Annotated in this window: 7 protein-coding genes; 2 read left to right on the top strand and 5 right to left on the bottom strand. The window is 50.7% G+C overall.

The window, feature by feature from the left end:
* Window positions 1-109 precede the first annotated feature (109 nt).
* The 3 genes from K0504_RS14585 to K0504_RS14575 all read right to left on the bottom strand — a co-directional run bounded on the left by K0504_RS14585 (window position 110) and on the right by K0504_RS14575 (window position 4292).
* Window positions 110-1279: a multidrug effflux MFS transporter gene (locus K0504_RS14585; RefSeq protein WP_225918165.1), complete on the bottom strand. Its 1170-nt coding sequence runs from the start codon at window positions 1277-1279 to the stop codon at window positions 110-112.
* Between the two features lie 206 nt (window positions 1280-1485).
* A complete protein-coding gene (locus K0504_RS14580; protein ID WP_220104882.1) occupies window positions 1486-3462 on the bottom strand; it encodes a methyl-accepting chemotaxis protein in 1977 nt (658 codons plus the stop codon).
* A gap of 110 nt (window positions 3463-3572) precedes the next feature.
* Window positions 3573-4292, bottom strand: coding sequence for a class I SAM-dependent methyltransferase (locus K0504_RS14575; protein ID WP_404823015.1), 720 nt, complete (start codon window positions 4290-4292; stop codon window positions 3573-3575).
* 250 nt (window positions 4293-4542) lie between these two features.
* Between K0504_RS14575 and K0504_RS14570 the strand changes: the two genes are divergently transcribed.
* On the top strand, window positions 4543-8007 hold the full coding sequence (locus tag K0504_RS14570) for an ATP-binding protein (RefSeq protein WP_220104881.1): 3465 nt from the start codon (window positions 4543-4545) through the stop codon (window positions 8005-8007).
* Window positions 8008-8030: 23 nt separating this feature from the next.
* Here K0504_RS14570 and prlC read toward each other — a convergent pair whose 3' ends face one another.
* On the bottom strand, window positions 8031-10061 hold the full coding sequence (gene prlC / locus K0504_RS14565; RefSeq protein ID WP_220104880.1) for an oligopeptidase A: 2031 nt from the start codon (window positions 10059-10061) through the stop codon (window positions 8031-8033).
* 160 nt (window positions 10062-10221) lie between these two features.
* Between prlC and gorA the strand changes: the two genes are divergently transcribed.
* A complete protein-coding gene (gorA, locus tag K0504_RS14560; protein WP_220104879.1) occupies window positions 10222-11571 on the top strand; it encodes a glutathione-disulfide reductase in 1350 nt (449 codons plus the stop codon).
* 80 nt (window positions 11572-11651) lie between these two features.
* On the opposite strand, the gene K0504_RS14555 is transcribed toward gorA, so the two are convergent.
* Window positions 11652-13082, bottom strand: coding sequence for a GGDEF domain-containing protein (locus tag K0504_RS14555; RefSeq protein ID WP_220104878.1), 1431 nt, complete (start codon window positions 13080-13082; stop codon window positions 11652-11654).
* Between the last annotated feature and the right edge of the window lie 32 nt (window positions 13083-13114).

Genomic DNA, 13114 nt, shown 5'->3' with positions numbered 1-13114 from the left:
GTCCTCGTTGCACCGAATTTCGGGGCTCATTTTGAGCGCATATTATCCATGTCTCAAGTGTTCGACAAACTCGACCACTTAAACGTTCAACAATTACCCCTTAAAAAACCTAACTTGTTGTTGCTTCAGTTGATTGTCGGCAAGCTAATCCAATTAGGGTAAAAGCTAGTGTAGCTGTGGTTGCCATCATCGCCACCATGGGCAACGGGCCATGCTCATTACCAAGCGTGACTAAGCCGCTGCCAAGCGCTCCCATTCCAAACTGACTTGCGCCCAGAAGTGCCGAAGCCGTTCCGGCATTGGTGCGGAACAGTTCCATCACTTGCTGCGTTGCGTTAGGAAAAACAAAGCTATTCACACCAATCGCAACGGCCATTAAAGGCACTAAAGTGGTTAATTGTCCGTAGCCCGATGCCATGAGCGCAACGGCAGCTAATAGCGCGCAAAGTTGAAAACCCTGCGCTCGACGCAAAATATAGCGGGCTCTATTTCGCCCCGCCATTCGGCCATTCAGTACCGCCCCAACTGCCATTACCGCCACATTGGCGGCAAATAAAACGCCGTATATTTCGGGGCTGACGCCAAAGTGATCCATGTATAGGTAAGGTGAGCCGGCAATGAACGCAAACATGGTGGTTGAGTGAAATGCCATGCCAGAGAACCACAGCCAACCGCGCCGATCCGATAACACTGTGTGGTAGCGACGTGCCAGTGCCGACAGCTTAATGCCTCCGCTACCAGGGGCTAGATCGCGTAGCGATACCCAGCACCAACTCCACGCCACTAAGCCATAAGCGCCAAGCACCCAATAAATCGAATGCCAGTCAGCAAGGAGGAGTAAACCGCTGCCGATACTTGGTGCCAATAGCGGCGCGATGAGCATCACCGTTAAAATAGTGGAGCGCACTTTAATGGCCGCGGGCCCCTCAAACTTGTCGGTAATAATGGCATTGATCACCACGGATCCTGCAGCGCCGCCCAGCGCCTGAATCACCCGCCACACCAAAAATGAATCAACCGTTGTGGCCATGGCCGCGCCAAAGCTGGCAACCACAAATAATGCTAATCCACCCAAAATAACCGGCCGGCGTCCCAGCGCATCTGACAGCGGCCCGTGAATCAATTGACCCATAGCAAAGCCAATCAGAAAGGTTGTTAATGAGCGTTGCACCGCTGCTAATGGGGTATTAAAGTCCGCTGCAATGGTTGGCATAGCAGGAAGGTACATATCGATGGCTAGCGGCGTCATTGCCACTACCATGGCTAAAAGGGCAATCATGCCAGCCAATTCACTCACCTTTCGAGTTGATAAAAATGAAGCACTTCGGCATGTCGCGACCAAAGGCAGCCATGACATCGCCCAGCTAAAGACGAAAAAGCGCCATTGCAGGCGCGAGGACAATTCGCTTCGGTTAGATCAGCACCCAATTGGCCATCATCTTCACGCCGAAGCAAGTTGCAGTATAGCGGGGGAATGCATCAGCCTTAAGCGACTTTCGCCGATTGCCCACGAGAATCGTTGTTCGCTGCTGTATCAACCAGTGTACGGGTGATGTGACCGGCTTGGGTGCGCACATCCGTTTGAATTTCGACAGCCAAGCCACGCGCGCCTTCGACGTGTTGCTGAACGCTGTCCATCGCGTGGTTAAAGTGACCCACTTGCTGCTCTTGCTGCTGTACAAAACTATTAGCTTTTTGCGCCACATCAACAGCTTGCTGCGATTTCTCGCGAACGCTCTCGGAGGTTTCTAGCAATTGCTGAGCAATGTGTTTCTGATGACCGGAGGCCGTCTGCACATCGCTAATGCTACCCTCTAGGCTGTCTGAGGCTTGTGTTAGCGTGTCAAGAATCTGAGTAATTTCCCCCAGCGATTGTTGTGTTTTCATCGCCAGCCCACGCACTTCATCCGCCACCACCGCAAAGCCGCGACCATGCTCACCGGCGCGCGCAGACTCAATGGCGGCATTGAGTGCCAGCAAATTCGTTTGATCTGCAATGGTTCGAATCACATCGAGAATGGCATTCACATCGCCAACCGATGCGGTCAGGTTACGTAACGATGCCAACCCTTCATGAGCAGCCAAAGCAGTTTGCTCGCTGGCGGCAATAACCTGCGCAACACCACTTTGGCTGTTGGTCATGGCCTGTTCGGTTTCACGGGCATTCGACTCGACTTCACCGGAAATTCGGCTCAGTTCGGTGGTAATGTCAGCTAGCGCGGAGGTGACTGCGCGAGATCCAAGTAACTGTTGCTCGGCATCGCTGTTGGAACGACAAATATCATTTACTTGGCCGCTAATGGTTTCAAGTGCATTAGAGACGACTTGCAGCTGATCTTGGCGGCGTTTCATAGCCATCATTTCCTGCTCAATGAGCTGGTTAAAATATGACGCAATTTCGCCCATTTCAGATCGTTTATTGCGAATATCAATGGTGTGCAGCTCGTTGCTTTCAAGTAACTGACGAAACCCAGCTCGTAACTGGCGCAATGGTTTGAGGACATAGAGAAATTGCAGCACATAATTGCTGATGGCAATAAATAGCAGTACCGCCACTAGACCGCCGAGCACTAATTTTAAGCGCTGCAACATGGCTTCGCGTTCGGCGGCTACCATGGCTTCGCCGTTGGCGATTTTATCGCTGAAGTTTTGCATGTCCTGTTCAAGGGCTTGCAAGCTATTTACTCGCTCATCCGCAAGTTGCTGGGTGCGCTGCAATTCGCTGGGGTAACGGCGGATCAAACTGGTTAACTCGGCAATCGCCATCGCGCCCAGCTCCTCGGTTTCTTCCTCGTCATCACCAAGCGAAAATTCATCAACTTCAACCTCGGCATAAATACCCAATAACGGGAGCTCGTTGAGCTGACGACTAAGTGTCGCCAGTTTGTTCACTAGCGTATTGATGTGATCGCGCGTTTGACTGGGGTTGACGAATAGATCTTGGCGGGCCTCACTTAATTCGTGTAGCAAGCTAGACAAGTCTATCCCGATGCTAGTGAAACGGCGTGCCGTTTGCGGATCATTGCCGGCACCATCGGCTGCATAGCGAATCAATGACTTGCTACTCGCGAGCATTTCGCGTTCGGCATTTTTCAGCAGCGCCATCGGGTCACCACTGAGTTTGCCAATAGCGCGGTAATCGGTTTGGGTTTTACTAAGCAGTAGGTTGACTTGCTGCTGCACCGGCGCAGCAATTTGCGGTGGTAGCGGCGCAAGTTGCTCAGCCAAACCGTTTAGTCGTTGCTCAACTTCCACCAGCAACACCGCGTCACCTTTGAGCAAGTAATTTTGCAACGCAGCAATAATGTCTAGGGTGGCCGTGTGCTTAATGTCTTCGTATTGCGAGCGCTGCTCGCTAGACGTATTTAATTGGCCTTGCGCCCAATACAACATCCCAATAAACGCCAAACTTACCGATAACAGGGTAATTGCTGAGAAACGGGAATAATGGGAAACGCGCATATTTTTGCCAGCAGAAAATTGAATATCGGCTGGCAAAGTAGCCAAGAAATGTGACGGTTTTATGAAATATGCTGTGGCAAGAAACGAGGACCTTGATGTTTATCAAGCTATTAGCTAGCGCTCATGTAAACATCAAAGCGGTTTTTCTTAGTCACTATCTGGTGGTGTGGTTTTTCCCCGGCAAGGAATTCCGCGTAGTCCGGCCGTTTCACAACCACACGTTTGTTGGCGCGTTGGCGTGCCACTGCCAATAGCGACTCAGCGTCGAGGTCTGCGCCGACCAGTTGCTGAAACACCCGCATTTCCTTTTTGATGGCCGCTGATTTTTGCCGGTGCGGGTACATGGGATCGAGGTACACCACATCATGACGTGGTAGCTCGGCAATCATTAACTCCGACTCACCATGATGGCAACTCACACGTTGTTGAACCCAGTCACCAATATCAACATTCAGGCACGCGCGCTGATAACCATCGTACAGTAATGCTGCTACCGCAGGATGCCGTTCAACCAATGATACTTGGCAGCCCAAACTTGCTAACACCATGGCGTCGCGGCCAAGCCCTGCGGTTGCATCCAACACGCTCGGGGTTTGGCCTTGTTTCATTCCAACGGCTTTGGCAATCGCCTGCCCACGGCCACCACCAAAGTTACGCCGATGAGCCACCGAACCTGCGGCCCAATCGACAGTCACGCCGCCAAGTTTGGGTTGCTGCCGATCGCGCAACGTTAAACCTTGAACCGTCATCACAAGCTGCAGATCGCTACTGGAACCACCTCCAAACGGGAGGGCAAACTGTTTTGCTAGCGCCTTGGCGCTGGCAACCAATTCAACACTTTCTGCGATAATATGGATCAAGGCTTATTCCTGCCAAAATAGTGGCTATCGAGTACTGGCCGCTTATGTTACTTGGATTTTCAAATCAACCAAAGCTGAACTGAATGCAAAGGATTGATAACTGGCCCATTCGCTTTCCGCCAACAAATTGATAATGTAGCACTGCTTATTCAATCACCAATGGATGGTGCCACCTTTGTTCGCTCTGTTTTCCTCGCCCAAAATTGCTCGGCATATGCCCTTGCTCACAGCAGTAGGCCTCGGCTTGCTTGGCGCGGTCAGCAACCTATTCACCATCCAGATGTTTGCCAATACCAGCTTAGTGATGGGCGGCTTCTTCTGTATGCTCGCAGCGATCTTAATGCGGCCCCAGTATGCGCTATTGGTTGCGCTGCTATCATGCGTTGGCTTATGGATTAACTGGCAACATGCCTGGGGCTTTTTGTGGTTCCCACTGGAAGTGTTGTTTGTCAGTCAAATGATACGCCAGCGGATTCACGCTCTGGTGGCCGACATCCTGTACTGGATCCTCATTGGTATCCCTCTTTTGTATCTGGTGCTGATCAGTGTTGAAGATATGTCACCACCAATGCTGGCAACCATCTTGGTTAAACAAGCACTGAATGGCTATTTATACACGTTACTGGCCGGCTTTGTTGCGATGCTGCCATGGTGCCGCAGGCACCTAGCAGAAACGCCTCTGGCGTTGCCACCGCTGAAGGTTTACCTAACCCAAGCATTTGGCATGCTTACCACCGTTTGTTTGCTGGCATACGGTTTAATGAGTGAACGCCTCTACACCAAAGACGTTGAACAATCATTACGCCAAGATTTAGCCAATTACTCACAGCAATTGAGTAACTACGCGACTCAAAATCGTGCGCGGGAAGTCGAACAACTCGATATTCTGGTGGCCTTATGGCGAACCCATTTAGGTGCTGGTCAACTGCCTTCTCAAGCACAGTTGGATGCGATGTTTGCTTCCGCCCCTCAATACCTAGGCATTCTATTAACCGATGCTGAAGGCAACTTGATTCGCCATAGTTCGCAAGCCAGTTTGGGCAGTCGACTACTATCGCCAGCAACGCCATTGCAGGTTAATCGCGACGAATTGGCACAAGCCAAAGCCACACATCAAACGGTGATCTCTTATCCTTATTTGGCTCTGGATTTTGCCCATCAACCCGCGCTGACCGCCACTCGCGCAATATATGCCGACGACAACTTCACCATTAGCGGATATGTGCAGGCCATTGTTCCGTTAGCACCACATCAGAAGAATTTAGAGGCGATCGTGGGGGACAGTGCGTTCAGCTATATCATTAGCTACGCCGAACACCCCATCGTACTGAGTGGTCAAACACTCAATTTACCGATGAACCAACCGTTTGCGTTGGCCAAGCAATCATTATCGTCGTTACCCTTACCCGTTCCCGCTATCCGCCTGAAGCTGGGGCATCGCGATGCGGATTACTTTTATAACGCACAAATGCTAGATACCGACGTTACCGTCATCGTCGTTACGTCTGCCGATGCGGTACTGACCCAGTTGCAGCAGCATTACCTAAAATGGGTTTTGTTTATTATCGTGGCCTCATTTGCCTCGGTGTTCCTGGGCAAAGTGTTGGCTAGCTTGTTTACCAAACCGCTCGACTCGCTGGTTCATTTTGCTGGCAAGGGCAACTTTCCAATTCCACACAATCAATCCAGTCGGATTAATTTCCACTATCGCGAACAGCACCAATTGTTTTCTAGCATGGTGCGTAAAGCCAAAGTCTTGGCGACTTATCACAACTCGCTTGAACAGCAGGTAAGCGCTCGAACTCAGGAATTACAAAGCTTAAATGATCGACTCAGCCGCGTGCTGCAAGCGTCATCCGATGGCATTCTTGAAATTAACAGCAGAGGCTGTATCAACTTCGCCAATGAAGCTGTTGCCGAATGGCTCGATCAATCGCCTATCGACTTGGTCGGCATCCCCATTGATGGTTTATTACTGCCGGTCAGTGGCTCCATGACGATTGAGCAGTGTGTGCATGAAGCCCGCTTTACTCGAACCATGGCCGAAGGCGAAGGTCAGTTACGGCTTCAAGACGAGCTATTGGAATTAGAATTCAATGCGGCGCCAACCGCCATGGAAGATGGCAGTATTGGTGCCGTTGTGATGCTTCGAAACGCCACTAGCCGGAAAGAAATTCAGCGCAATGTGGAACAAGCCCGACGGAGCGCAGAGTTAGCCGCGCAAGCCAAATCAGATTTTGTCGCTAACGTCAGTCACGAGATCCGCACGCCACTGAATGCCATTGCTGGGTTGGTTCAATTATTTGGCAATAAGAATCTATCGCCAGAGCAGAAAATGTACCTTAAACGCATGGCCCACGGTGCTGATTTACTACAAGCCATCGTCAACGACATTCTCGATTTCTCCAAAATCGAAGCCGGCCATTTAGAGCTCAGTGAACAAGCATTCGATATTGAAGCGCTGCTCGATAATTTACGCTTGCTGATGCTACCGAAAGCTGAAGAAAAGGAACTTCAGCTCAATGTTGAATTAGCCACCGACGTGCCTATTGGCCTGATGGGCGATTCACTCCGGCTCAGTCAGGTGTTGATGAACTTAGTATCCAACGCCATCAAATTTACGAAAGGTGGTCACGTCACCGTGACGGTCACGCAGCTTCCAGACGGTGATAGCGATAAGGCTAATCTACGATTGGCTGTCACTGACAGCGGCATTGGTATTGCCCATGACAAGCTCGCGGGCTTGTTCAAACCTTTTACGCAAGCAGACAATGCCACCACACGCCAATACGGCGGCACAGGACTTGGCTTAGCGATTTGCCAGCGTCTTGTTAGCCTAATGGGCGGTAAGCTGCAGGTGAGCAGCATTCCCGATCGCGGCAGTAAGTTCTGGTTCGATATTCAGCTGCCGGTGGCCGCTGCAACCGACAAACTGCTGCAAACCCCGGCGGCAACCACCGAGCCTGCAAACCTAACCTTCAATGGCCAACAAATACTGGTCGTGGAAGATAATTCGGTCAACCTGCAAATTACCCAATTGATGTTGTCGCGCATTGGCCTAAAAACACAAGGCGCAGCATCGGCCGACGAGGCTTTGGAAAGGTTAGCGTCGCAACCGTTTGACTTGGTATTGATGGATTTGCAAATGCCGGACATCGACGGCATTGAGGCCACTAAACTGATCCGGCAGCGGCCTGAACTCCGTAACTTGCCAATCATTGCTCTGACTGCTCACGTGTCAATGGAAGATAGGAATCGCTGCTTAGCCGCGGGCATGCAAGATCATATGGGTAAGCCGGTGATCATGACAGAGTTAGTGCGTGTACTCAGTCGTCATTTGAGTTATCAGGTTGATAGTGAGCACTTCAAGTCTCCAGCAACCGAGCTATTAACCGAAGTCGCTGATTGCCAGTACTTGCAGCAGCAATTTTATGAGCGCTACAACAAGCTCGATGTTCACATTCGAACCTTACTGGAAATTGAAGCTTGGCAGGATTCGCGCGAATTGCTCAACGCTGCTCGTAAGGCCGCGAGCGATATCAAGCAACCCGAGTTACTCACAACGCTCGACAGCTTAATCGATGCCATTGGCCAACAAACGTTAAGCACAGAGGCAATTGATCAACTCGGGGTGCAATTATCGCTTCTGAAACGACAGCTGCTGACCGAAGCCAGCAGCAGCTAAACAAGGGATTTAAACGTTGCAGATCAGCCCGTGATACCGCTATGACGCAACAGTGGCTGAATGTCGGGTTCGCGGCCTCGGAATGCTTTAAACAATTCCATTGGTGGTTTTGATCCGCCCTGCTCCAAAATCGCAGTTAAGAAAGCCTGACCGGTCTCTCGGTTGAAAATGCCATCTTGCTCGAACTTATCGAATGCATCGGCCGATAACACTTCAGCCCACTTATAGCTGTAGTAACCCGCCGCGTAACCACCAGCAAAGATATGGCCGAAGGTATTCTGAAAACGATTGAATTCAGGCGGCTGAATAACTGCAACGCGTTCGCGTACAGAAGCCAACACCTCAGCGACATCTCCTGCCGATAAATGCAATTCGAAGTCAAACAGAGAAAACTCGAGCTGACGCATCATGCCCAGTGCCGATTGAAAATTACGACCATCAATTAGTCGTTGCAATAGATCTGCCGGCAACGGCTCGCCACTTTCGTAGTGACCGGAAATGAAATTCAAGGCTTCCGGCTGCCAACACCAGTTTTCCAAAAACTGACTCGGTAACTCAACGGCATCCCATGCCACCCCGTTAATGCCTGACACACTCGCCACATCAACTTGGGTCAGCATGTGATGAATGCCGTGGCCAAATTCATGGAACAAAGTCACAACTTCATCGTGCGTAAATAGGGCCGGTTTGTCACCAATTGGCTTGTTGAAATTGCACGTTAAATAAGCCACCGGCAACTGCAAACCATCATCGCGCTGGCGGCGTACCCGGCATTCATCCATCCAGGCGCCGCCTCGTTTATTTTCGCGGGCATACAAATCTAGATAGAAACTGCCGCGGAGCACATCATCGGCGTCGTAAATATGGAAGAAGCGCACGTCATCATGGTATTTATCAACATCTTGTTGCTCTTCTACACGCATGCCAAACAAGCGATTGACGACTTCAAATAAGCCATTGACCACGCGATGCTCGGGGAAGTAAGGCCGCAAAATCTCATCACTGATGGCGAATTTGGCTTGCTTCAACTTTTCAGCGTAATAAGTCAGATCCCAGACATTGAGCTCGTTCACGCCATGGGTTTGATTGGCATACTCGGTCAATTCAGCAATTTCTTGCTTGCCTTGCGCCATGGAGCGCTGCGCCAAATCATTAAGGAATTTGAGCACCTGATCAGGCGTCTCCGCCATTTTGGTACTTAAAGACAGCTCCGCATAGCTATCAAAACCTAGTAATTGCGCGAGCTCTGCGCGCAGCGCGACCAGCTCTTTCATCAATCCGGCATTGTCCCACTCACCAGCATTTGGACCTTGATCGGACGCGCGGGTGCAAAAAGCGGTATAGACTTCGCGGCGCAATTCAGCATCGTCGGCATAGGTCATCACAGCGATGTAGCTTGGGAATTCCAACGTCAGCAAATAGCCTTCGAGTTCTTTACTCGCGGCAGCCTGCTGCGCTGCATCAATTGCTGATTGCGGTAAGCCAGCTAACGCCGAGACATCGGTAATGTGCTTCTGCCACGCGTTTGTCGCATCCAATAAGTTGTTGCTGAATTGCGAGGACAAATCGGCCATGCGCGCTTTAATTTCACCGTAGCGCTGCTGTTTGTCAGCCGACAAATCAATGCCCGACAAGCGAAAATCGCGCAAGCTGTTATCTATGGTTTGGCGTTGGGCTTGGGTCAGTGTGCTGTATTCTGGCCCTTCGGCAAATGCTTGGTAGGCTTTGAATAAGCCTTGGTGCTGGCCAACAAAAGTGCTGTAGGCCGACAATGCGGGCAAACAGGCATCATGGGCTTCGCGCCATTCCGATGTATTCAGCACACTATTCAAGTGGCTCACTGGCGACCACAATTTACTAAGCCTGTCATCCGCTTCTTCTAGCGGCGCAACTAACGCCTGCCAGCTGGTTAAATCGGGCTGTGCCAACACCTGCTCAATGACCGACTTACAGTGATCAATCGCCGACTCAACAGCGGGTTGGATGTGCGCTGCTTTAATGGCAGAGAATGGCGGCAGCTCGGCTTGTTCTAATAAGGGATTGGCTTGATTCATCGATACTCTCGTTGATTCGGTGACATTCATTCGGTGGCGGCAAGAGTTGCAACGCGCTATAACCTTGATATGGAGACAGCACATTGCCAATTCAATAGCTCTTTTATCGTAACGGGGCATCTGGCACACTGCTGTGCATTGATTAGAACGAGATACCCTGATGAAAACATACGATTATATCTGTATTGGCGCTGGCTCCGGCGGCATTGCGTCAGCTAACCGAGCGGCTATGCATGGCCAAAAAGTTGCGCTTATCGAAGCACAACACGTGGGTGGCACCTGTGTAAACGTAGGTTGCGTGCCGAAAAAAGCGATGTGGTTTGGTGCTCAAGTTGCCGACGCCATTCATAAATACGCAGCCGACTATGGGTTTGATGTCAGCCTCAACAAATTTGACTGGCAAACCATGATCAAAAGCCGCGACGCTTATATTAAGCGCATTCACGGCTCTTACGATCGGGTATTAGGCAACAACGGCATTGATGTCATTAACGGCTTTGGTAAGTTTGTTGATGCCAACACGGTGGAAGTGAACGGCGAACTGTACACCGCGCCACACATTCTTATTGCCACCGGCGGTCGACCAACCATTCCCAACGTTCCGGGTGCGGAGCACGGTATCGACTCAAACGGCTTCTTTGCGCTGCAAGAGCAACCTAAACGCGTTTGCGTGGTTGGTGCGGGTTACATTGCCGTTGAACTCGCAGGAGTGATGCACTCGCTCGGCTCGGTCACGCACTTAGCCGTTCGTAAACATGCGCCGTTGCGGAACTTCGACCCAATGTTGAGCGAAACATTAGTAGAACTGATGGCGGAAGATGGTCCAACGCTGCACACTCACAGCATCCCTAAATCGGTTGAAAAACATGATGATGGCAGCCTTACCATTGAGTTTGAAAATGGCGAAGGCATTACCGTTGATTGCTTGATTTGGGCGATTGGCCGCGAACCTGCAACCGACACTATCGGTTTAGATAAAGTTGGCGTTGAAACTGACGCGCGCGGCTATATCAAAGTCGATGAGCATCACCAAACCAGCGCGTCTGGCATTTATGCCGTTGGCGACAATATCGGTTATGTTGAGCTCACGCCTGTAGCGGTGAAAGCTGGTCGAATCTTGTCAGAGCGCCTGTTCAACGGCCAAGATCAGCTTGTCATGGACTACAGCTTGATCCCGACCGTGGTCTTCAGTCACCCCACCATTGGTACCATGGGAATGACCGAGCCCGAAGCCATCGCCGAATATGGCGAGGAACAAGTGAAAGTCTATAACTCTAGTTTTGGCGCTATGTACACGGCCGTTACCAGCCACCGCCAAATCACTCGCATGAAACTCATATGTGCCGGTGAAAACGAAAAAGTCGTGGGCTTGCACGGTATTGGACTGGGCATGGATGAGATTTTACAAGGCTTTGGCGTAGCCATAAAAATGGGCGCTACCAAAGCAGACTTTGATGCCTGTGTGGCCATTCACCCAACGTCAGCCGAGGAATTCGTGACGTTACGCTAGCCCCAAAATAGCGACCAAACAAAAGGCCAAGCACTGCTTGGCCTTTTTTATGATCATCGCGAATAGATTAAGGCTTAACGCTAACTTTCATTTGCGGTAACTGGCTTTGGCGCCACAATGACACGGTCTCGACCTTGTTGTTTAGCGCGATACAGGGCTTGGTCGGCACGATTGAGAATTTGTTCTAGGGTTTCGCCAGACTCAGCCATGGCGACACCAGCGCTTGCCGTCACGTTCACCGAGCCGGTTTCAAATTGGGCTTTCTCGTTACCAATAAGCTGGCGGATCCGCTCAGCGCAAACTCGCGCCGCTTCATCGTCACTTTCAGGCAAAATCACCACGAATTCTTCCCCGCCCCAGCGACCAGCAATCGCTTCTGAGCGTAACCCTCGTAACATGCAACGAGCCACCAGCTTAATCACCACATCACCGCAAGCATGACCGTGGGTGTCGTTAACATTTTTGAAGTGATCAATATCCAGTATCAACACGGCTAATGGCCGCTTGTACCGATAAGCCCGCTCTAATTCGATGTTCGCCACTGCGGTGAAGCCCCTGCGATTTAGCAGATGGGTTAATGGATCGGAGTCTGCGCGTTGCCGCAATCGCACTTGTTCATGGAGCATTTGTGGGATCAACCGAAGCATATAGACCGAAATGGCCAGCAACGGCATAAATATCTCGATGGAATCACTGACCGAATTGCCCAATGACGAGTGCTCCATGATCGCCAATAGGCTCACTAGAACAGCGCCAGCAATTGCCGTCTGAAGCTCGGAATAACGGATTGAAATCACCATCACACCGGCGACGATGATTAATCCAGCCATCATGTGCCAAATATCGTTGTCTGAGGAGTTTCCGGCAAAAAATAATCCGGCAACGACTAGTTGAACAACCACCAGAAACAACAAATAACTTGGTATGTTGTTGGGCTCTGAACAACGCGATAAAACTAACTTTCGCGGCCAACCTAGCTGTTTTTCCAAATTGAAATGCGCAAAGGACAGGCAAAACATGCCCGACAAACTGACAATACCGGCAAACGATGCCATCGCCAGCATGGGCGGCGTGAGGCCGGTGTATTCAATGTTCACGCCTTCGAGTACGCGCCAAACACCAAACACCGAATACGCCATTAAGAAAGATGCTATCAACGCCGCAATCATGGCCGGAACAACTTGAATGTAAGCTTTATTCGACGGTAAAGACCGAAAAAAACGGTGAAACACCATGGTCACCACCCCAACGATGGCCACCAATAAAAAAGTGCTGGTGATCGTGACATCTGCCGGGCTTTGCGAAGTAATTTCAAACACCGGCCCATAGTCGATCTGTTTCCAGAAAAAATTACTCAGACCCGCAGCGACAAAACTCAGCAACACACCGCGCCAGCCAAAGTAAATACAGATGGCAAACAAATAACCTGCCTCGGCACTCCAGATCACCCGCTCAAGCGAGTGAAGAGACAGCAAAGCAAGCCCGTCAATGGGAATCCACAGCAAGATCATCAAGCTTATAATCGTGTATTTCTTTAACACTA

It is taken from the genome of Neiella holothuriorum, assembly GCF_019457915.1.
GTDB classification, from domain to species: domain Bacteria; phylum Pseudomonadota; class Gammaproteobacteria; order Enterobacterales; family Neiellaceae; genus Neiella; species Neiella holothuriorum.
The sequence above is the reverse complement of the archived record's forward strand: the minus strand, read 5'-3'. Positions and strand labels throughout refer to the sequence as shown.

Excerpts from the sequence above, each read along its gene's own strand:
- K0504_RS14585 (WP_225918165.1), bottom strand. The coding sequence starts at position 1,279 with ATGATTGCCCTTTTAGCCATGGTAGTGGCAATGACGCCGCTAGCCATC.
- K0504_RS14580 (WP_220104882.1), bottom strand. The coding sequence starts at position 3,462 with ATGCGCGTTTCCCATTATTCCCGTTTCTCAGCAATTACCCTGTTATCG.
- prlC (WP_220104880.1), bottom strand. The coding sequence starts at position 10,061 with ATGAATCAAGCCAATCCCTTATTAGAACAAGCCGAGCTGCCGCCATTC.
- gorA (WP_220104879.1), top strand. The coding sequence starts at position 10,222 with ATGAAAACATACGATTATATCTGTATTGGCGCTGGCTCCGGCGGCATT.
- K0504_RS14555 (WP_220104878.1), bottom strand. The coding sequence starts at position 13,082 with ATGATCTTGCTGTGGATTCCCATTGACGGGCTTGCTTTGCTGTCTCTT.